General features: G+C 70.5%; 14 protein-coding genes and 1 pseudogene. All 15 read right to left on the bottom strand.

The window, feature by feature from the left end; translation table 11 throughout:
* Window positions 1-41: 41 nt before the first annotated feature.
* On the bottom strand, window positions 42-1,262 hold the full coding sequence (gene mmsB, locus OG738_RS32865) for a multiple monosaccharide ABC transporter permease (protein WP_329046861.1): 1,221 nt from the start codon (window positions 1,260-1,262) through the stop codon (window positions 42-44).
* Window positions 1,259-2,779 (bottom strand): multiple monosaccharide ABC transporter ATP-binding protein, encoded by a 1,521-nt coding sequence (mmsA, locus tag OG738_RS32860; protein ID WP_329046859.1) that lies wholly within the window; start codon window positions 2,777-2,779, stop codon window positions 1,259-1,261. The genes mmsB and mmsA overlap by 4 nt, the downstream gene beginning before the upstream one ends.
* Window positions 2,776-3,879: a multiple monosaccharide ABC transporter substrate-binding protein gene (chvE, locus tag OG738_RS32855; RefSeq protein ID WP_329046858.1), complete on the bottom strand. Its 1,104-nt coding sequence runs from the start codon at window positions 3,877-3,879 to the stop codon at window positions 2,776-2,778. Before chvE ends, mmsA begins: the two co-directional genes overlap by 4 nt.
* Window positions 3,880-3,896: 17 nt before the next feature.
* The gene (araA, locus tag OG738_RS32850; RefSeq protein WP_329046855.1) at window positions 3,897-5,396 is read right to left on the bottom strand and encodes an L-arabinose isomerase; all 1,500 of its coding nucleotides are present in this window, start codon (window positions 5,394-5,396) and stop codon (window positions 3,897-3,899) included.
* 18 nt (window positions 5,397-5,414) lie between these two features.
* Window positions 5,415-6,092, bottom strand: a complete 678-nt coding sequence (locus tag OG738_RS32845; protein ID WP_329046852.1) for an L-ribulose-5-phosphate 4-epimerase — start codon at window positions 6,090-6,092, stop codon at window positions 5,415-5,417.
* Window positions 6,092-7,732, bottom strand: coding sequence for a ribulokinase (araB, locus tag OG738_RS32840; RefSeq protein ID WP_329046849.1), 1,641 nt, complete (start codon window positions 7,730-7,732; stop codon window positions 6,092-6,094). Before araB ends, OG738_RS32845 begins: the two co-directional genes overlap by 1 nt.
* 71 nt (window positions 7,733-7,803) lie before the next feature.
* A complete protein-coding gene (locus OG738_RS32835) occupies window positions 7,804-11,613 on the bottom strand; it encodes a LamG-like jellyroll fold domain-containing protein (protein WP_329046846.1) in 3,810 nt (1,269 codons plus the stop codon).
* A gap of 29 nt (window positions 11,614-11,642) precedes the next feature.
* Entirely contained in the window at window positions 11,643-12,626 is a 984-nt protein-coding gene (gene yjfF / locus OG738_RS32830) for a galactofuranose ABC transporter, permease protein YjfF (RefSeq protein WP_329046844.1), read from the bottom strand.
* On the bottom strand, window positions 12,623-13,660 hold the full coding sequence (locus tag OG738_RS32825) for an ABC transporter permease (RefSeq protein WP_329046842.1): 1,038 nt from the start codon (window positions 13,658-13,660) through the stop codon (window positions 12,623-12,625). Before OG738_RS32825 ends, yjfF begins: the two co-directional genes overlap by 4 nt.
* A gap of 5 nt (window positions 13,661-13,665) precedes the next feature.
* A complete protein-coding gene (locus OG738_RS32820) occupies window positions 13,666-15,168 on the bottom strand; it encodes a sugar ABC transporter ATP-binding protein (RefSeq protein ID WP_329056910.1) in 1,503 nt (500 codons plus the stop codon).
* A 106-nt stretch (window positions 15,169-15,274) separates the two neighbouring features.
* Window positions 15,275-16,285, bottom strand: a complete 1,011-nt coding sequence (locus tag OG738_RS32815) for an ABC transporter substrate-binding protein (protein WP_442875827.1) — start codon at window positions 16,283-16,285, stop codon at window positions 15,275-15,277.
* A gap of 43 nt (window positions 16,286-16,328) precedes the next feature.
* Window positions 16,329-17,372 carry a LacI family DNA-binding transcriptional regulator gene (locus tag OG738_RS32810; protein ID WP_329046836.1) on the bottom strand — a complete coding sequence of 348 codons (1,044 nt, stop codon included), beginning with the start codon at window positions 17,370-17,372 and terminating at the stop codon, window positions 16,329-16,331.
* A gap of 243 nt (window positions 17,373-17,615) precedes the next feature.
* The gene (locus OG738_RS32805; protein ID WP_329046834.1) at window positions 17,616-18,566 is read right to left on the bottom strand and encodes an endonuclease/exonuclease/phosphatase family protein; all 951 of its coding nucleotides are present in this window, start codon (window positions 18,564-18,566) and stop codon (window positions 17,616-17,618) included.
* Complete coding sequence (locus tag OG738_RS32800) at window positions 18,563-19,483, bottom strand: D-alanyl-D-alanine carboxypeptidase family protein (protein WP_329046833.1); 921 nt, start codon at window positions 19,481-19,483, stop codon at window positions 18,563-18,565. The genes OG738_RS32805 and OG738_RS32800 overlap by 4 nt, the downstream gene beginning before the upstream one ends.
* A gap of 194 nt (window positions 19,484-19,677) precedes the next feature.
* Window positions 19,678-20,517 (bottom strand): annotated as a pseudogene (locus tag OG738_RS32795) (glycoside hydrolase family 16 protein); the annotation flags it as partial.
* Between the last annotated feature and the right edge of the window lie 29 nt (window positions 20,518-20,546).

Raw genomic sequence — 20,546 nt, 5'->3', positions numbered from 1 at the left:
GGCTTTCCCGTCGAACGAGAAAGCCCCTTTCGACGCGGAACTCAGGAAGCCGCGCGGCGTTTCGTCCAGATGTCGTACGCCACGGCCGCGAGCAGCACGACGCCCTTCACCAGCATCACCCGCTCGCTCGGCGCGCCGATCAGGGACATCCCGTTGTTGATCACCGCCATGATCAGGCCACCGGTGATCGCGCCGACCACCTTGCCGACGCCACCCTGGACGGCCGCGCCGCCGATGAACGCCGCGGCGATCGCGTCCAGCTCGAAGTTGACGCCCGCCGTCGGGCCCGCCTGGTTGAGCCGGCCCGCGAAGATGATCCCGGCCAGCGCCGCCAGCACGCCCATGTTGACGAAGATCCAGAACGTCACCGACTTGACCTTGACGCCCGAGAGCGTCGCGGCCTGCAGGTTGCCGCCCACGGCGTAGATGTGCCGCCCGAACACCGACTTCCCGGCCACCAGCGAGTAGCCGAGCACCAGCACCGACAGCAGGATCAGCACCCACGGCAGGTTCTTGAACCGCGCCAGCTGCACCACCAGCGCCAGCACCAGCACCGCGATCCCGGCGATCTTCAGCACGAACACCGGCAACGGGTCGACGTCCTGGCCGTAGCCCACGCGCGCCGCACGTTTGCGCCACTGGGTGAACGCGATCCCGGCCACCGCGGCGACGCCGGCGAGCAGCGAGACCAGGTCGGCGCCACCGAGCGGGCCGAGGCCGATGTTGCCCAGGTAGCCGTCGGTGAAGCCGTTGGACAGCGTGCGGATGGCGTCCGGGAACGGCCCGATGCCCTGGTTGCCCAGCACCGTCAGGGTCAGCGCCCGGAACGCCAGCATTCCGGCGAGCGTCACGATGAACGCCGGGATCCCGAAGTACGCCACCCAATAGCCCTGCCAAGCGCCGATCACCGCGCCGACGACGAGGGTGACCAGCACCGCCCAGAACCACGGCAGGTGCCAGTTCACCATCAGCACCGCCGACACCGCGCCGGTCATCGCGACGACCGAGCCGGCGGACAGGTCGATGTGCCCGGAGATGATCACCAGGATCATCCCGATCGCGAGGATCAGCACGTAGGAGTTCTGCACGATGATGTTGGAGATGTTCTGCGGTTCCAGCAGCGCGCCGCCGGTGAGCACCTCGAACAGCACCACGATCAGCGCGAACGCGACGTAGATGCCGCTCTGGCGCGGGTTGATCGAGATCCGCCGCTTGGCGCGCTCGGCCGGGGGCGCGGCCGGCCGCGCGTCGGTCGTGGTCATTCCCGTTCCTTCGTCATGTACTGCATGAGCAGTTCCTGGGTGGCTTGTTCGCGCGTGGCCTCGCCGGTGATCCGCCCCGCCGACAGCGCGTAGATCCGGTCGCAGAGCCCGAGCAGCTCCGGCAGCTCGGAGGAGATCACCAGCACGGCCTTCCCCTGCGCGGCGAGGGAGTTGATGATCGTGTAGATCTCGAACTTCGCGCCGACGTCGATGCCGCGGGTCGGCTCGTCGAGGATCAGCACGTCCGGGTCGGTGAAGATCCACTTGGCCAGCACGACCTTCTGCTGGTTGCCGCCGGAGAGCTTGCCGGTGACGCTCTGCACGCTCGGCGCCTTGATCCGCAGATCCCGGCGGTACCGGGACGCGGTGTCGTGCTCGGCGTGCTCGTTGACCCAGCCGCGCTTCGCCAGCTTGCCCAGCCCGGCCGCGGACACGTTGCGCTGGATGTCCTCGATCAGGTTGAGCCCGTAGCGCTTCCGGTCCTCGGTGGCGTACGCGATGCCGTGGCGGACGGCGTCGCGCACCGACCGGACGTCGATCTCCTGGCCGTGCTTGAGGATTTTCCCGGAGATGTCCTTGCCGTAGGACCGGCCGAACACGCTCATCGCGAGCTCGGTGCGGCCCGCGCCCATCAGGCCGGCCAGCCCGACGATCTCCCCGCGCCGCAGCGAAAGCGACGCGTGGTCGACGACGACCCGGCCGGCCTGGGTGGGGCTGTGCACGGTCCAGTCCTCGATCCGCAGCACCTCTTCGCCGATGTCCGGCTCCCGGGGCGGGAACCGGTGCTCGAGGTCGCGGCCGACCATCCCGGTGATGATCCGCTCTTCCGTCAGCCCGGCGGCGTCGAGCGTTTCGATCGTCTTGCCGTCGCGCAGGATCGTGACGGTGTCGGCGATCGCCGTCACCTCGCCGAGCTTGTGCGAGATGATCACGCACGTCACGCCGTCGTCGCGCAGCCCGCGCAGCAGCTCCAGCAGGTGGGCCGAGTCCTCGTCGTTGAGCGCCGCGGTGGGCTCGTCGAGGATCAGCAGCCGGACCTCCTTGGACAGTGCCTTGGCGATCTCGACCAGCTGCTGCTTGCCGACGCCGAGGTCGCGGACCGGGGTCACCGGGTTTTCGGCGAGGCCGACGCGCTCGAGCAGCGCGCCGGCCTCGTGGTTGGTGCGGTTCCAGTCGATCCAGCCGCGCTTGCCCTGCTCGTTGCCGAGGAAGATGTTCTCCGCGATCGACAGCTGGCCGCACAGCGCGAGCTCCTGGTGGATGATCACGATCCCGCGCCGTTCGCTGTCGCGCACCGACCCGAACTCGCACCGCTGCCCGTCGAAAGTGATCTCGCCGTCGTACGTCCCGTGGGGGTAGACGCCCGAGAGCACCTTCATCAGGGTGGACTTCCCGGCGCCGTTCTCCCCGCAGATCGCGTGGATCTCCCCTTGGCGCACGGAAAGCGTGACGTCGGACAGCGCCTTGACCCCGGGGAAGGTCTTGGTGATCCCGCGCATGCCGAGCAGTTCGGTCATTTCAGCTGACCTGCCGTGTAGTAGCCCGAGTCGACCAGTTCCTTCTGGTAGTTGGTCTTGTCCACGGTCACCGGCTGGAGCAGGTACGACGGGACGACCTTCTTGCCGTTGTCGTAGTCCTTGGTGTTGTTGACCTCCGGCTTGCCGCCCTTGAGCACCGCGTCGGCCATCTTCACCGTGGTGTCGGCGAGGATGCGGGTGTCCTTGAAGATCGTCGAGTACTGCTCGCCGGCGATGATGGACTTGACCGAGGCGACCTCGGCGTCCTGCCCGGTGACGACCGGGTACGGCTGGCCGGCGGTGCCGTAGCCGTTGCTCTTCAGTGCCGAGAGGATGCCGATCGACAGGCCGTCGTACGGCGAGAGCACGCCCGCGACCTTCGCGCCGCCGGTGTAGGTCTTGGTGAGCAGGTCCTCCATGCGCCGCTGCGCGGTGGCCGGGTCCCAGCGCAGGATGGCCGCGCGGGCGAAGTCGGTCTGCCCGCTCTTGACGACCAGCTTGCCGCTGTCCATCAGGGGCTTGAGCACGGACATCGCGCCGTTGAAGAAGAACGTGGCGTTGTTGTCGTCGGGCGACCCGGCGAACAGCTCGATGTTGAACGGCCCCGGTCCGTCACCCAGTCCCTTGACCAGCGAGTTCGCCTGCTCGACGCCGACCTTGAAGTTGTCGAAGGTCGCGTAGTAGTCGACGTTGGGCGAGTTGCGGATCAGCCGGTCGTAGGCGATGACCGGGATCTTCTTGTCGGCCGCCTCCTGCAGCTGGGTGGTGATCGCGGTGCCGTCGATCGAGGCGATGACCAGCAGCTTGGCGCCCTTGGTGATCTGGTTCTCGATCTGGTTCACCTGAGTGGGAATGTCGTTCTCGGCGTACTGCAGGTCGACCTTGTAGCCGAGCTTTTCCAGAGCGGCCTTGATGTTGTCGCCGTCGTGGATCCAGCGCTCCGACGACTTCGTCGGCATGGTGACGCCGACCAGGCTGCCCGCCGCGCCGGCGCCGGGCGCCGCCGTCTGGTCGGCGGTCTTCTGGCTCGAGCCGCACGCCGACAGCGTGAGCACGAGCCCCGCGGCGGCGACCGCCGCGATTGTTCTGCTGAACTTCATTGTTCTCTTTTCCTTTCTCAGAAGCCCTGAGCGAGCCGGTGATACGCCTGGTTCCAGCGGATGCGGTCGGCGAAGTCGTGCGGGGTGGTGTCCTGGTCGATCACGAGCAGCTCGACGCCGAGCAGGTTCGCGAAGTCGCGGAGGGTTTCGGTGCTCACGGCCTGGGTGAGCACGGTGTGGTGCGGGCCGCCCGCGGTGATCCACGACTCCGCGGACGTCGCCAGCGACGGCGCCGGCTCCCACACCGCGCGCGCCACCGGCAGGTTCGGCAGCGGCTCGTCCGGCTCGACGACCTCGATTTCGTTGGCCACCAGGCGGAACCGGTCGCCGAGGTCGACCAGGCCGAGCGTGACGCCGGGCCCGGGCGCGGCGTCGAACACCAGCCGGACCGGGTCCTCGCGGCCGCCGATGCCGAGCGCGTGGATCTCGCAGGACGGCTTCGCGGCGGCGATGCTGGGGCAGACCTCGAGCATGTGCGCGCCGAGGATCTTCGGCGTGCCCGGCCCGAAGTGGTAGGTGTAGTCCTCCATGAACGAGGTGCCCCGCCCGGCCCCGACACCCATCGCCTTGACCGCCGCCAGCAGCGCCGACGTCTTCCAGTCGCCCTCGCCGCCGAAGCCGTAGCCGTCGGCCATCAGCCGCTGCACGGCGAGGCCGGGCAGCTGGCGCAGGCCGCCGAGGTCCTCGAAGTTCGTGGTGAACGCGCCGAAGCCGCCGTCGGTGAGGAACTTCCGCAGCCCGGCTTCGATGCGTGCGGCGTACCGCAGCGACTCGTGCCGCGCTCCCCCGGCCGCCAGCTCCGGCACAACGTTGTAATCCTCGGCGTACTGGGCTACGAGCGAGTCCACATCGGAAACTTGATCGACCAGCTCGACGAGGTCGTTCACGCCGTAGGTGTTGACCGACACGCCGAACCGCAGCTCGGCCTCGACCTTGTCCCCCTCGGTGACGGCGACATCGCGCATGTTGTCGCCGAACCGGGCGAGCCGGAGGTTGCGCAGGTGGTCGGCGCCGATCGCGGCGCGCGCCCACGCGTCGATCCGCGCGACGACGGCCGGGTCGCCGACGTGCCCGGCGACGGTCTTGCGCGGCACGCCCAGGCGCGTCTGGATGAACCCGAACTCGCGGTCGCCGTGCGCGGCCTGGTTGAGGTTCATGAAGTCCATGTCGATGGTGGACCACGGCAGGGCTTCGTTGAGCTGGGTGTGCAGGTGCAGCAGCGGCTTGCGCAGCGCGTCCAGCCCGGTGATCCACATCTTCGCCGGCGAGAAGGTGTGCATCCACGCGATCACGCCGACGCAGGCGGCATCGGCGTTGGCCTCCTGCAGCACGCGGCGGATCGACGACGCCTCGGTCAGCACCGGCTTGCCGACGATCTCGGCCGGCAGCCCGCCGGAAGAGGCCAGCAGCTGCTGGATGCGCAGGGACTGGCCGGCGACCTGTTCGAGGGTCTCCTCGCCGTAGAGGGCCTGGCTCCCGGTGAGGAACCAGAGCTGGGGTTTCGACGCGCGGGTCATCGTTCTCCTCGAAACGTTTCAGTGCTGGCCGTAGAAGTTCTGGTACCGGGCGTAGAGCCGGTCGACGTCCTCGGGGGGGAGGGGTTCGGGCGTGCCCAGCTCGAAGGCCTTGTGCACGGTGCGGGCGACGTCCTCGACCATCACCGCCGCCTTGACCGCGTCGCGCGCGGTGCGGCCGACGGTGAACGGGCCGTGGTTGCGCATCAGCACGGCCTTGGAGCGGCTGGTGCGGAGCGTTTCGACGATGCCGCGGCCGATGGAGTCGTCGCCGATCAGGGCGAAGGGCCCGACCGGGATCTCCCCGCCGAACTCGTCGGCGATCATCGTGAGCACGCACGGGATGGGCTCGCCGCGGGCCGCCCACGCCGTGGCATAGGTCGAGTGCGTGTGGACGACGCCGCCGATTTCGGGCAGGTGCCGGTAGACGTAGGCGTGCGCGGCGGTGTCGGACGACGGCGCCAGTTCGCCGTGCACCAGTTCGCCGTGCAGGTCGGTGACGACCATGGTGTCGGCGGACAGGTCGTCGTAGGACACGCCCGACGGCTTGATCACCATCAGCTCTCGGCCGGGTACCCGGGCCGAGACGTTGCCCGCGGTCCAGATGACCAGCGCGTTGCGGGTCAGCTCACCGTGCAGGTTCGCCACGGTCTCGCGCAGTTCGGCGACGGTGTCGAGGACTTCGTCGGTCAGCGACATCAGGACCGTCCCTTCGTGAGGGCTTTCGCGACTTCGCGGCGGCGGGCGGCGAGGCGGTGCATGACATCGTTGCCGCCACGGCCGAAGTAGTCGTGCAGCGTCGTGTACTCGGCGTACAGCTCGTCGTAGGCGGCGACGTGCGCGGGCACCGGCTGGTAGACCGCACGCTCGACCGAGCCCATGGCCGCGGCGGCCACGCGGATGTCGGCGTGGGCTCCGGCCGCGACGGCCGCGTGGATGGCCGAGCCGAGGGCGGGTCCCTGCTCGGAGCCGATGACCGACAGTGGGAGGTTCGTGACGTCGGCGTAGATCTGCATGAGCAGCGCGTTCTTCATCAGTCCGCCGGCGATGATCAGCTCGGTGACCGGGACGCCGGCGGCGTTGAACGTCTCGATGATCTTGCGCGTGCCGAACGCCGTGGCTTCCAGCAGTGCGCGGTAGACGTCCTCGGCGCGGGTGGCCAGCGTCTGGCCGACGATGACGCCGGACAGTTCGTGGTCGACGAGGACCGACCGGTTGCCGCTGTGCCAGTCGAGGGCGACCAGGCCGTGTTCGCCGATCTCCTGCTGGGCGGCCAGCCGGGTGAGTTCGGCGTGCCCGTCGTGGGCGAAGTGCTCGGTGAACCAGCCGAAGATGTCGCCGACGCCGCTCTGCCCGGCTTCGTAGCCCCACAGCCCGGGGACGATCCCGCCTTCGACGACCCCGCACATGCCGGGGACCTCGCGCAGCTCGGCGCCGTTCATCACGTGGCACGTCGAGGTGCCCATGATCGCGACCATCTGGCCGGGCTCGACGGCGTTCGCGGCCGGCGCGGTGACGTGCGCGTCAACGTTGCCAACGGCGACGGCGATGCCTTCGGGCAGCCCGGTCCAGGCGGCGGCTTCCGCGGTCAGGCTGCCCGCGCGGGACCCGAGCTGCCCCAACGGGTGTTCGAGCTTGTCGGCCACGAACGACTCGAAACCCGGTGCCAGCTCGCGGAGGAAGTCACGGCTGGGGTACTGGCCGTCCTGGAGGATGCCCTTGTACCCGGCCGTGCAGGCGTTGCGGACGTAGCGGCCGGTGAGCTGCCAGACGATCCAGTCGGCCGCCTCGACCCAGTGCCGCATCGCCGCGTAGACGTCCGGGGCTTCTTCGAGCACCTGAAGCGCCTTCGCGAACTCCCACTCCGAGGAGATCAGCCCGCCGTAGCGCGGCAGCCACTTCTCACCGCGGGTGCGGGCCAGCTCGTTGACGCGGTCGGCCTGGGGCTGGGCGGAGTGGTGCTTCCACAGCTTGACGTACGCGTGTGGACTGCCTTCGAACTCGGGCAGCTCGCACAGCGGCGTGCCGTCGGCGGTCGTCGGCACCATCGTGCACGCGGTGAAGTCGGTGCCGATGCCGACGACGTCGGCGGGGTCGGCGCCCGCGTCCCGCAGCGCCGCCGGTACGGCGTTGCGGAGGACGCCGACGTAGTCCGCGGGCACCTGCAGCGCCCAGTCCGGCGGCAGCGCGCGGCCGGTGGCGGGCAGCGTCTCGTCGAGCACCCCGTGCGGGTACTCGAAAACCGCGGAGCCGAGTTCGGCCCCGTCCCGGACCCGCACGACCACCGCGCGGCCCGACAGCGTGCCGAAGTCGACGCCGACGGTGAGTGGTTCTGCCACGGTGTCCTCTCCCTCCTGTTGGTGACCGGGGCGCGGCGCGGGCGGCGGTCTGCGCGCCGCGCCCCGGGGTTCTAGCGGCCGGTGAGGACCAGCGTCGTCACGGAGTTGGCGGGCAACGTCAGCTTCGACGTCGCGGCCAGCCCGGTGATCTCCCTGGTCTGCGGCACGATGGCGGTCGGCGAGGCGAGGCTGTTGCGCGCCGCCGGGTCGCCGGTGAGCGTGGTGAGCGTCCCGGTGCCGTCGACCGCCGTGACGCCGGTGAGCGCCAGCCGTGCGGTCTGCACCTGGCCGGTCGGGTTGACGAGCTTGACCGTGAACGTCTTCCTGCCTGCCTTGGTGGTCACGTTCACCACCTGCCGCAGCGGGCTGCCCTGGTTGAGGCGGCTGGTCACGATCTGCTTGCCGAGCGTGCTGGAGAACATCTGCTGCACCCAGTACGACGGCGAGGCGTAGCTGCTGCCGGCGTCGAAGCCGATCAGGTTCACCGGCCAGTTCGCCTGGTTCTCCTGCACCAGCACCGGCGCGTACATCGAGCCGATGACGACGTCGCTGTTGCGTTCCAGCCCGGTGAGGAAGCTCGCCTCGCCGATGGCGGCGGCCAGGGTGCCGGTGGGCCGGCCGTCCTGGGCGCCGTACTCGCCGACGAGGATGTCCGGGCCGGACCGGTCAGCGGTGTCGTAGCGCGTCGAGTTGTCCGTGAACCACTGCGGCGACTGGTAGTAGTGGTCGTCCGCGGCGTCCGGGCGCACGCCGGTCGACGTGCTCGACGCGGCACCGCCCTGCAGCCCGCCGGTCGTCGCGACGACCGTCAGCTGCGGGTACTTCGCCTTGATCGCGTTGTACATGTCCGTGTAGCGCCAGGCGTAGCTGCCCGAGCCGTCGAACCAGTCCTCGTTGCCGACCTCGACGTAGTGCAGGTCGAACGGCGCCGCGTGCCCGTCGGCCACCCGCTTCGCGCCCCACGTCGTGGAGGCGTCGCCGATGGCGTACTCGATCTCGTCGAGCGCCTCCTGGACGTACTGCGGGTAGTCGGCCTGGCTGACGTGCTGGCCGTTGAGGGTGTAGCCGGCGAACAGCGCGAGCAGCGGCTGGGCGCCGATGTCCTCGGCCAGCTTCAGGTAGTCGAGGATGCCGAAGCCGTCGGTGGACCAGTAGCCCCACGCGGTGTTCTGGTGGCCGGGCCGCTGTTCGAGCGGGCCGATGGTGTTCTTCCAGGCGAACCGCGTGTCGAGGGTGTTGCCTTCGAGGTAGTTGCCGCCGGGGACGCGGAACAGGCCGAGCTTCATCGCGGCGAGCTTCTGCCCGAGGTCCATGCGGACGCCGTGGTTCTTGAAGGTCGGCGGGAACAGCGAGACCTGCTGGAACCAGGCGTCCCCGGACAGGGCCTTCTTGCCCTTGTCCACCAGGGACACGACGATCCGGTTGTCGGTGGACGCGGTGATCGTCGACGGCGTGGTGAAGCTGAAGGTCTGCTGCGCCCAGCTCGCGCCGACCGGCTGGACGTCCTTGCTCGCCAGCACGGTGCCGTCCGGCTTCTCCAGGCTGACCCGGACCGCGCCGGTCCACGTGCCCTTCGCGAAGAAGCTGCCGGTGTACTTCGTGGACGGTTTCGCCGCGACGCCGTAGTAGCCGACGTTCGCTGCAGCAACGCGTCCGCCGGCCGGAACGGTGTCGGCGTGGAGCTTCAGTGATCGGTCGAGCGCGGTGTTCAGCGGGGTCGCGGTGTCGATCGCGTACGTACCGCTCGCGGCCGGCGAAGTGAGCAGCGACCAGTACGGGACTGGTGTGTTGCCCGCGCCGCTGCCCGCCTGGTAGCTCTCCTTGAAGGTGCGGTTGCGGACCAGCTCGGCGTAGAGCCCGCCTTCGACGGAGTGGCTGATGTCCTCGAGGATCGAGCCGTAGGTGGTCGGCCGGGTGTTGGCGCGGACGACGTTGGCGTCCACGGCCAGCTGGTTCGCTCCGGCGAGGGTGCCGATCTGGGCCGCGGTGAGCGGGAAGCGGCGCAGCTCGACCTCGTCGACCGCGCCGGTGAACCCGGCGCCGACGGTCAGCGCGGCGGTGCTGTTCCCGGAGGCCGGGCAGGCCGAGACGTCCAGGGTCGTGCCCGTGGGCGTGCCGCAGGTGCTGGTGACCGCGGCCGCGTCGCCGTCGGCGTAGACCGTGAGCCGCTGGGACGCGCGGTCGAGGACGAGTGCGGCGTGGTGCCAGGTGCCGTCGGCCAGGCCGCCGCCGGTCGTGGTTGCCTGGATCGTGCCGACGCGGGCGGTGAGCTTGCCGCCGGTCACGCCGAGCGCGTAGCCGTCGCCGTGGTCCACGAGGGTGCCGTCCGCGGTGGCGCGGAACCACGCGGCCACGGACAGCGAGCCGGTGCCGGTGTCGAACGCGGGCGAGGTGCCCATGTCCACAGTGGACTTTCCGTCGAGCAGGACGGCCTTGCCCGCCGCACCGGCGGTCCAGGTGGCGCCGCGCAGGGTGCCGTCGGCCGCGTTGGCCGAAGAGTCGCGCGTGACCGTGCCCGCGCCCTCGTCGAAGTGCCACGACCCGCTCGCGGCCAGCGCGGCGACGGCGGACGCGGTCAGCGGCGTCGGGTACGCGCGGACGTCGTCGACGCCCCCGGCGAACCAGTCGACGGGGTTGCCCGCCCACTTGCCGCGCCCGATCTCCAGGTGCCCGGAGGCGGTCCACGGCGTGGTGAACGGGACGCTCTGCTGCAGCGTTCCGTTGACGTACAGGGAAAGCGCGCCGGCGGCGCGGTTGTAGACGCCGACGACGTGCTGCCACTGGTCGGCCTGCGCGGGCAAGGTCGACACCGCCGAGGACGACGCCGTGTCGCCGTCGCCCGCGCGGCGGGTGAAGGCGAACCGGCCGTCGGCGGCGCGCTGGAGGTAGAAGCCGCTGATCGTCGAGCCGTCCACGCTCACCGCGGTCCGGAAGCCGCTGGCGGCCGTCGGCTTGACCCACGCCGACACGGAGAAGCTCTGCGCGGTGTCGACGACGGGCGCCGGGACGTCGACCGCGGCGTCGGTGCCGTTCAGGACCGCGCCGTGCGGGCCGACGACGCCGTCACCCCAGGTCGCGCCGCCGGTGAGGGTGGCGGTGCGCGCGTCGAGGGAGTCGTCGGCCGCGGTGGTGCCGGTGCCCTCGTCGAGGGTCCAGTGCCCGGCGATGGCCAGGCGGGCGGCCTCGGCCGCGGTGAGAGCGCCGCTGTAGGCGCGGACGTCGTCGATCGTGCCGTCGACGTAGTCCACCGGGTTGCCGCCGTACTTGCCGCGGCCGATCACCAGGTGGCCGGTCCCGGCCCAGCCCGCAGGCGCGGCGACGGTGGCCTGGCGGGTGCCGTCGACGTACAGGGAGAGGGTCGACGCGGCAGCGTCGAACACGCCGGTGAGCTGGTACCACTGGCCGGCGACCGGGTCGAAGTTCGCGCCCGCGACCACGCCGTCAGCCGGAGCGTCCCCGGCGAGGCGGGTGAAGGCGAACCGGCGCGAGTCGTCGCGGAACTGCAGGAAGAAGGTGCTGACCTGGGTGCCGTCGATGCTCACGAACGTCTGGTAGCCGGACGTCTTGTCGAGCTTGACCCAGCTGCTGACGGAGAAGCTCTTGGTCGTGTCCAGCACGGGCGCGCCGGCGTCGGCGAACCCGCTCGCGCCGTCGGTGGTCAGTGCGCCGCCGCGGATGCCGGGTGCCCAGCCCGCGCCGGGGTTCAAGGTGGCGGGGTGGCTGCCCGCGGTGTCGGCGGCGGTCGTGCCGCTGCCCTCGTCGAACGTCCAGTGCCCGGCGAGCGCCGGGTCCGGGTCGGCCGCGGCCGCCGTGACGGGCAGGGCGGAGAACAGGGCCAGGGCCGCGAGCACGGCCAGGGGGCGCCGGAATCTGCGGAGCATGACTCTCCTTCGAGTATGAGGGCGCACAGTCAGCGGGTCCGTCGGGTGACGAGGCGTTGCAGGACGATGAAGACGAACAGCAGCGCCCCGGTGATGATCGAGGTCCACCAGGAGTTGAGGGTGCCGTCGAAGGTGATCAGCGTCTGGATGATGCCCAGCACCATGATCCCGAGCACGGTGCCCAGCACGTAGCCGGAACCGCCGGTGAGGATGGTGCCGCCGATGACCACCGCGGCGATCGCGGTCAGCTCCAGGCCGACGCCGTTGAGCGGGTCGCCCGAAGACTTGTAGAGCACCAGCAACAGCCCGCCGAGGGCCGAGCAGAACCCGCTGATCGTGTACACCGCGATCTTGGTGCGGCCGGTCTTGAGGCCCATCAGCATCGCGGACTGCGCGTTGCCGCCGATCGAGTAGACCGTGCGCCCGAACCGCGTGAAGGCCAGGACGTAGGCGGCGATGGCGACCACGACCAGCGCGACGACCACGCTGATCGAGATGTGCAGTTCCCCGCCGAGCGGGATCTGCGTCTGGGCGAGGGTGGCGATCGTCGGGTTGTCGATCGAGTACGCCTCCGTGCTGATCGTGTAGCAGAGCCCGCGGGCGAAGAACATCCCGATCAGCGTCGCGATGAACGGCTGGATCTCGAAGAAGTGGATGAGCGCGCCCATCCCGGCGCCGAGCAGCGCGCCGAGCACCAGCACCACCGCCATCGCCGCGTACGCCGGCCAGCCGTGCTTCTGCATCAGGTCGCCGGAGACCACAGTGGACAGTGCGACCACCGAGCCGACCGACAGGTCGATGCCGCCGGTGAGGATCACGAACGTCATCCCGATCGCGACCACGAGCAGGAAGGCGTTGTTGATGAACAGGTCGAGCACGACCTGCCCGGACCCGAAGGCCTCGTACTGGGCGGCGCCGAAGATGTACGCGGCGATCAGCAGCGCCATCGTCGCCAGGATCGGGACGTGCCGCTGCTGCGGCCGGTAGCCCTTGACACGGGCGAGCGTGGTCATGCCGTGACCTCGATCTTCTCCGGAGCGGACGTGGGTGCCGGTTGCCCGGGCCGCGGCGTCCGGCGGCGTCGGAGCTTGCGGCGGAACGCGGGCGACTGCAGCAGGCACACCGCGAGCACGACCAGGGCCTTGAACAGCATGATCGACTCGGGCGGGATGCCGAGGGCGTAGACGGTGGTGGTCAGCGTCTGGATGAGCAGCGCGCCGATCACCGAGCCGCCGAGGGAGAACCGGCCGCCGGTCAGCTGGGTGCCGCCGACGACGACGGCGAGGATCGCGTCGAGTTCGATGAACAGCCCGGCGTGGTTGGCGTCGGCGCTGTGCACGTTCGCGCTGATCATCAGCCCGGCGATGCCCGCGCACAGTCCGCAGAAGACGTAGACGAGCCAGGTCAGCCGCGCCGAGCGGAGCCCGGCCAGCCGGCTGGCTTCCGGGTTGCCGCCGACGGCTTCGACGAGCATGCCGAGCGCGGAGCGGCGGACCAGCAGCGAAGCGAGCACGAACACGGCCAGGGCGATGAGGATCGCGCTGGGCAGGGTGGCGACGAACCCGCTGCCGATCCACTCGTACGGGCCGGAGTTGATGGTGATGATCTGCCCGCCGCTGATCAGCTGCGCGATCCCGCGGCCGGCGACCATGAGGATGAGCGTCGCGATGATGGGCTGGATGCCCAGCGCGGCGACGAGCCAGCCGTTCCACACCCCGAGCACCAGGGACAGGCCGAGCGCCAGTCCGACGGCGACGAGCGTGGCACCCACGCCGTCCGGGTGGTCGGCGATCCACAGGCAGGCGAGCGAGCCGCTGATCGCGACGACCGCGCCCACCGACAGGTCGATGCCGCGGGTGGCGATGACGAGTGTCATGCCGATCGCGATGAGGATCAGCGGCGCGCCGTTCTTGAGGATGTCGACGAGGTTCCCGTAGAGGTGGCCGTCGCGCAGTTCGATCGAGAAGAAGGCGGGGCTCGCGACGAGGTCGCCCAGCAACAGGGCCAGCAACGCCACCACGGGCCAGAAGAGCCGGTGTTTGGTCATCCCTTTCACGCCTGCACCCCTTCGGCCATCGTGGCCATGATGTCGTCCGCGGTGAGCCCCAGGTTTTCCCGCTGCGCCACCACTTTCCGGTCGCGCAGCACGACGACGCGGTGGCTCAGCCGCAGGACTTCCTCCAGCTCGGCGGAGATGAACAGCACGGCCATGCCGTCGGCCGAGAGCCGGGTGACCAGCCGCTGGATCTCCGTCTTGGCGCCGATGTCGATGCCGCGGGTGGGCTCGTCGAGGATGAGCAGCCGCGGCTCGGTGATGAGCCAGCGCGCCAGCAGGACCTTCTGCTGGTTGCCGCCGGACAGGTTGCCGACCAGGGCCTCGGGGTCGGCGGGCCGGATGTCGAGCGTCTTGATGTACTTCTGCGCGATCTCGTCCTGACGGCGGCGCGACAGCGGCCGCGCCCAGCCGCGCGAGGCCTGGAGCGCGAGGACGATGTTCTCCCGGACGGTCAGTTCCTCGACGAGCCCCTCGGACTTGCGGTTCTCCGAGAGGAACGCGATCCGGTGGTCGAGCCCGGCCCGCGGGGTCCGCAGGTGCGTGACGCTGCCGTCGATCGTCACCGACCCGCTGTCGGCGTGGTCGGCGCCGAAGAGCAGCCGGGCCAGCTCGGTGCGCCCGGAGCCGAGCAGGCCGGCCAGCCCGACGACCTCCCCGGCGTGGATGTCGAGGCTGAACGGTGCGACGCCGCCCTTGCGGCCGAGGTCCTCGGCGGCCAGCAGCACCGGCGCGCCGGCGACCTCGGCCCGGGTCGGCCCGGAGTCCTCCAGGTCTTCGAGGACCTGCAGCTCCTTGCCGATCATCTTGGTGACCAGCTCGACCGGCGTGATGTCCGCGGTGCGGTACTCGCCGATGAGCTTTCCGTTGCGCAGCACGGTCATCCGGTCGGCGACGGCGAAGACCTGGTCGATGAAGTGCGAGACGAACAGGATGGCCAGCCCCTGCTCGCGCAGGGACCGGACGACCTGCAGCAGCCGCTCGACCTCGCCGGTGTCCAAACTGGACGTCGGCTCGTCGAGCACCAGGACCCGCGCCTCGACGTCGAGCGCGCGGGCGATCGCGACCAGCTGCTGGACGGCGATCGAGCAGGTGCTCAGCTCGGCCGAGACGTCCACGTGGACGTCCAGCCGGGCGAGGAGCTCCTCGGCCCGCCGCCGCATCGGGCCCCACTGGATGCGGCCGAGGCGGCGGGGCTCCCGGCCGAGGCAGACGTTCTCCGCCACGGACAGGTTCGGGCAGAGGTTGACCTCCTGGTAGACCGTGCTGACGCCGGCCCGCTGGGCCTCCCCGGGCCCGCTGAAGGCGACCGGCTCGCCGTCCAGCTCGATCGTGCCCGCGTCCACCCCGTACACGCCGGTCAGCACCTTGATGAGGGTGGACTTCCCGGCGCCGTTCTCGCCCATCAGGGCGTGGACCTCGCCGGGGAACATCCGGAACGCGACGTCGTCCAGCGCGAGGACGCCGGGGAACTCCTTGCGGATACCACTCATCCGCACCATCGGTGCTGGCATTGCGTACTCCGGGAACTTGATGCTCGGTGCGGGTGGTCGTGAGTGAGAAACAGTGTTCTAACCCTGTTTCTCACTCACGACCCGCAGGCGGTGGTCAGTACTGGCGCTGCGGCAGGGCGGCCTTCGCCGACGCCTGGTCGAACTCGGTCTCCTGGGTCTCGATGCGCGCGGGCACCGACTCACCGGCGGCGACCTTCTTCACCAGGTCCATCAGCTGCGGGCCGAGCAGCGGGTTGCACTCGACGACGTGGTTGATCTTGCCGTCGGCCAGCGCCGTCAGCGCGTCCTTGACGCCGTCGACCGAGACGATCTTGATGTCCTTGCCCGGGACCTTGCCCGCGGCTTCGATCGCCTCGATGGCACCGAGAGCCATGTCGTCGTTGTGCGCGTACAGGACGTCGATCTTGGGCTGGGACTTGAGGAAGGCCTCCATGACCTCCTTGCCCTTGGCGCGGGTGAACTCACCGGTCTGCGAGGCGACGATCTTGTACTTCGGGTCCGCCGCGATGACGTCCCCGAAGCCCTTCTTGCGGTCGTTCGCCGGCGCCGAGCCGGTGGTGCCCTGCAGTTCGACGATGTTGACCTGGCCGGTCGTGTTCGCGTACTCCTTGGTCAGCCACTCCCCCGCCTTCTTGCCCTCGGCGATGAAGTCCGAGCCGAGGAAGGTCTTGTAGAGCGACTTGTCCGGCGAGTCGATCGCCCGGTCGGTGAGGATGACCGGGATGTTGGCCGTCTTGGCCTCCTTGAGCACGGTGTCCCAGCCGGACTCCACCACCGGCGAGAAGGCGATGACCTTGACCTTCTGCTGGATGTAGGAGCGGATGGCGGAGATCTGGTTCTCCTGCTTCTGCTGCGCGTCGGAGAACTTCAGCTCGATGCCGGCGGCCTTCGCCGAGTCCTGGATCGACTTGGTGTTGGCTGTCCGCCACCCGCTCTCGGCGCCCACCTGGGCGAACCCGAGGGTGATCGCCCCGCCGGAGCCACCGGAGGAGCCACCACTCCCGCAGGCGGTGAGCAGCACCAGGCCCACTACTGCGGCGGCTGCGGCCGCCGCGGCGGCCCATCGCTTCTTCAGCACGTTCACTCCTCGATCGACGGTGATCATTGTTGTTAGCGTTAACATTCGGAGCTGGTTCTCAGGTGGGGCGCTAACGCGGCCCGGTGCTCTCGCGGACGATCAGCTCGGGCACGACCAGGGCACGCGCGTGCCGGTCGCCCCCGTCCATCCGCTGGGTGAGCAGGCCGAACGTGCGCCGGCCGACTTCGATGAAGTCCTGGCGCACCGTGGTCAGCGGCGGCGTGAAGTACGCCGCCTCGGGTACGTCGTCGAAGCCCGCAACGCGCACGTCCCGCGGCACGGAGATGCCGGCCTCGGCGAACGCGCGCAGCAGGCCGAGCGCCATCTGGTCGTTGCCGGCGAAGACGGCGTCCAGGTCGTGCTCCTTGGCGAGGGATCGCCCCGCCTCGTAGCCGGAGCGCGAGCTCCAGTCGCCCTGGATCACCTTCGGGACGTTCGCGCCGTGGCGCTCCAGGGTTTCCCGCCAGCCCAGTTCGCGGTCGCGGGCCTCCAGCCAGTCCTCCGGGCCCGCGACGTGCCAGACGGTGCGGTGCCCCAGGGCCAGCAGGTGCTCGGTGGCGCGGCGGGCGCCGTCGCGCTGGTCGACGGAGATGACCGGGACCGGCGCGGCCTCGCCGCCCCCGACGGCGACGACCGGGAAGTCCGCGGGCGCGGCCTCCAGGGCGCGGCCCGCGGTGACGTGCGGGGCGATGACGATGATGCCTTCGACGGCCTGGCGGCGGAGGTTCTCCACCGCGTCGGCGATCGACGACCGGCCGGGGCGGCTGACACTGGAGATCGTGATCGCGTACCCGGCTTCGCGGGCGGCGTTCTCGATGCCGTAGAGCGTGCTGGCCGGACCGTAGAGGTTGGACTCGAGCGCGACGACGCCGAGCGTGCCGGTGCGCCCGGTGACGAGCGCGCGAGCCGCGGAATTCGGGCGGTAGCCCAGTTCTTCGATGGCGGCGAGCACCCGGGCGCGGGTTTCCGGGCGCACCGGACCGGTCCCGTTGATGACGCGGGAGACGGTCATGTGCGACACGCCCGCCACGCCCGCGACGTCGGTCAGGCTGGGCTGCCGCGTACCGGCGGCGGGCACCCTGACGGGGCCGCCGGAGCGGGGTCGTTCGGCCACCGGCGTCCCCTTTCGTCCGCTTCGACGTGGTCGCCGTCACCCGTTCCGGTGACGGCGAGGAGTCAGTGTTAGCGATAACACCCGCGGGGTCAAGTCCGGCGCGCGTAACGGTCTAGTCACGTGCGCCGGAGGGCACGCGGTTCGTGGCTTCGCGGCTGGACCTGCGGGAAAGGCTGTTTGTTAATCACCGGGTGTTCCCGACCGCGGTGTTCAGGGCGCATGTTCGCGGGTTTTGAAGCGCCGTTACAGAGCGAGCGAGGCCGCGACCGGGAGGTGGTCGCTGCCCGTCGCGGGCAACGTCCACGACGCCACCGGCCGCACCCCGGTCACGAAGACCTGGTCGATCCGCGCCAGCGGCAGCCCGGCCGGCCAGCTGAACCCGAAGCCGTCCCCGGCCTCGTCCTGCGCCGACCGCATCCGCGCGGTGACGGGCGCCAGGCTCCGGTCGTCGGCCGTGCCGTTGAAGTCGCCGACCAGCACCGTGCGCGGCGACGACTCCGCCGCCACGGCTTCGGCGAGGAGGCCGATCGCTTCGTCACGGCCGTTCGCCGTGAAGCCCGAGTCGAGCCGGACCCGGACCGACGGCAGGTGCGCGACGAACACCGCAAGCGGGCCCCGCGGAGTGTCCACTGTGGTCCGGAGCGCGCGGGTCCACGGCATGATCGCCACCGGTCGCGTGTCGCGGATCGGGAACGTGCTCCAGATCCCGACCGTCCCCTGCACCGAGTGGTTGGGGTAGCGGGCCGCGAGCGCGTCCTCGTACTTCGGGATCTCGGACTTCTTCAGCTCCTCCAACGCGATCACCTGCGCGCCGGAGGCGGCCAGGGCGCGCGCGGTGCCGGCCGGGTCCGGGTTCTCGTCGTTGACGTTGTGCGAGACGATCGTCAGGTCGCCGCCGGCTCCCGTCCGGTCGACCAGCCTGCCGCCGAAGAACCCGCCCCAGACCAGCGCGGGCAGCAGCAGCGACACGAGCGCGAGCGCCGACCGCCGGGCCAGGGCCGCGACGAGCAGCGGCAGCACGAGCAGGCCCGTCCACGGCAGGAACGTCTCCAGCAGGCTGCCGGCGTTGCCCACCCGGTTGGGCACCAGCGAATGCGCGAGCAGGAGCAGTGCCGTCAACGCGGAAAACCCCGCGACGACCCGGCCGCGGCGCCAGGTCGCGCGGTCCGGCGCGGTCTCGAGCACCGCGGTCATCGCGTGGCCGCCGGCAGTTCCCGCTGGATCGCGGCGATGAGCGTCCGGCTGTTCTCGAGCGCGGCGCTCAGCCCTTGCGCCGGGCTGCCGCCCGGGTGCTGGTGCAGGACGACGCCGAGGATGAGCTGGTCGCCCGGCCCCTTCGCGGCCCACATCAGCGCCCCGCCGGCGGCGGTCGACGAACCGGTCTTCAGCCCGATCACGCCGTCCCGGCCGAGGAGGGTGTTCGTGTTGACGACACCGGGCACGCCGTCGACGCGCAGGCTCGGCGTGGCGACGATCTCGCGGATCACGGCGTTGCGCATCACTTCGCGGGCCAGGCGCAGCTGGTCGGTGGCGGTGCTGGTGGTCGAATCCTCGACGCCGCTGGCGCCGGTGTAGGTCGTGTCGGTCATGCCGAGCGCGGCGGCCTCGCGGTTCATCTTCGCGACGAAGTCGGCTTGGCTGCCGGCGTCCCAGCGGGCGAGCAGCCGGGCGGCGTTGTTGCCGGACGGGACGAGCATCAGCGCCAGCAGGTCCCGCTCGCTGACCTGCCGCCCGGCCCGCAGGGCCACGGTCGACTCCTCGGCCGAGGTCGACTCGGCTTCGGCCTGTTCGTCGACGGTGATCCGTGGCCCGGCTTCGCCCGCGGCCAGCGGGTGGTCCTTGAGCACGACGTAGGCGGTCATCACCTTGGTGACGCTGGCGATCGGCACCGGCCGCTGCTCCCCGCGGCTGCCGAGCGAGCCGAGGCCCTGCACCTCGGCGCTCGCCTGCCCTTCGGACGGCCACGGCAACGGCAGGTCGACGGCGGGCCGCGCGGCACTCGCCCGGCCCGCGACGGTCGGCGGGAAGAGCACCCAGCAGGCCGCGGCGAGGGCCACCGCGACGGCGGCGGCGAGGCCACCGGCGACGGGTGGGATGCGGGTACGGGCCATGGTTCTCCTCCGGGTGCCGGGGCGCTTCGTGAGCGCGCACCGTCACTGTGTCCGGGGAAGATCGCCGGGCCGTCGGAGTTGGTCGACAGGTCTGAACCAGAAGTGTCCCGGTTCTGTACCAGAAGACGTGGCGCGGGACCGGCCCCTCACCGCCGCGCGCGGCGAGAGACCGGTCCCGCTGGTCTGGTCCCTCAGCTCACGTGGACGTAGTCGACCACGAGCTGCTGCGGGAACTGGGTGCTGCCGTCGGGGTCGCCCGGCCAGTAGCCGCCGACCGCGAGGTTCAGGATCACGAAGAAGTCGTGGTTGAACACCCACTGGTTGCCGCCGACGTCGGCCGGGGTGCGGGTCTGGTAGGCGTTGCCGTCGACCGACCAGACGATGCGATCGGCCGACCAGTCGATCGCGTACGTGTGGAAGTCGTCGGAGAAGTTCGGCCCGGTGTAGGCCGCGCCGATCCCGGCCGAGCCCGAGTAGCCCGGGCCGTGGATGGTGCCGTGCACCGTGTTCGGCTCGAACCCGACGTTCTCCATGATGTCGATCTCGCCGCACTGCGGCCAGCCGACGCTGCCGATGTCCGAGCCGAGCATCCAGAACGCGGGCCACATGCCCTGCCCGCGCGGCAGCTTCATCCGGGCCTCGATGTGCCCGGACGAAGCGGTGAACCTGCCGGAGGTGTTGAGCCGGGCCGAGGTGTACTCGCAGGGGCCGTACCAGCAGTTGTTCCCGCTGTTCTCCTTCTTCGCGGTGATCACGAGGTGGCCCTGGCCGTCGAGCGCCGCGTTGGCGGTGCCGTCGGTGTACCACTGCCGCTCGTGGTTGTTCACGTTGTCGCCGGTCTCGTGGACCCACTTCGAGCCGTCGACCCCGCTGCCCGCCGGGCCGTCGAAGTCGTCGCTGAAGGAGGCCTGGGTGGAGGCGGGTGCGGCTTGGCTCTGCGGTGCGGCCACCACGGCCCCGGCCATCAGCAGCGCCGCGGGCGCCATCAGCAGGCGTACGGTCCGCCGCCATCGGGCGGAGTTCCTGGTCGACATCGTCGTCGCCCCTTCCGTTCCGCGGGCGA

Origin of the sequence: Amycolatopsis sp. NBC_01488 (assembly GCF_036227105.1) — a bacterium.
Lineage (GTDB): Bacteria > Actinomycetota > Actinomycetes > Mycobacteriales > Pseudonocardiaceae > Amycolatopsis.
Note: the sequence above shows the minus strand (reverse complement) of the source record. Positions and strands in the feature narration are given on the sequence as shown.

Coding starts and splice junctions, on each gene's coding strand:
- mmsB (WP_329046861.1), bottom strand. CDS start 1,262: ATGACCACGACCGACGCGCGGCCGGCCGCGCCCCCGGCCGAGCGCGCC.
- mmsA (WP_329046859.1), bottom strand. CDS start 2,779: ATGACCGAACTGCTCGGCATGCGCGGGATCACCAAGACCTTCCCCGGG.
- chvE (WP_329046858.1), bottom strand. CDS start 3,879: ATGAAGTTCAGCAGAACAATCGCGGCGGTCGCCGCCGCGGGGCTCGTG.
- araA (WP_329046855.1), bottom strand. CDS start 5,396: ATGACCCGCGCGTCGAAACCCCAGCTCTGGTTCCTCACCGGGAGCCAG.
- OG738_RS32845 (WP_329046852.1), bottom strand. CDS start 6,092: ATGTCGCTGACCGACGAAGTCCTCGACACCGTCGCCGAACTGCGCGAG.
- OG738_RS32835 (WP_329046846.1), bottom strand. CDS start 11,613: ATGCTCCGCAGATTCCGGCGCCCCCTGGCCGTGCTCGCGGCCCTGGCC.
- yjfF (WP_329046844.1), bottom strand. CDS start 12,626: ATGACCACGCTCGCCCGTGTCAAGGGCTACCGGCCGCAGCAGCGGCAC.
- OG738_RS32825 (WP_329046842.1), bottom strand. CDS start 13,660: ATGACCAAACACCGGCTCTTCTGGCCCGTGGTGGCGTTGCTGGCCCTG.
- OG738_RS32820 (WP_329056910.1), bottom strand. CDS start 15,168: ATGGTGCGGATGAGTGGTATCCGCAAGGAGTTCCCCGGCGTCCTCGCG.
- OG738_RS32815 (WP_442875827.1), bottom strand. CDS start 16,285: ATGATCACCGTCGATCGAGGAGTGAACGTGCTGAAGAAGCGATGGGCC.
- OG738_RS32805 (WP_329046834.1), bottom strand. CDS start 18,566: ATGACCGCGGTGCTCGAGACCGCGCCGGACCGCGCGACCTGGCGCCGC.
- OG738_RS32800 (WP_329046833.1), bottom strand. CDS start 19,483: ATGGCCCGTACCCGCATCCCACCCGTCGCCGGTGGCCTCGCCGCCGCC.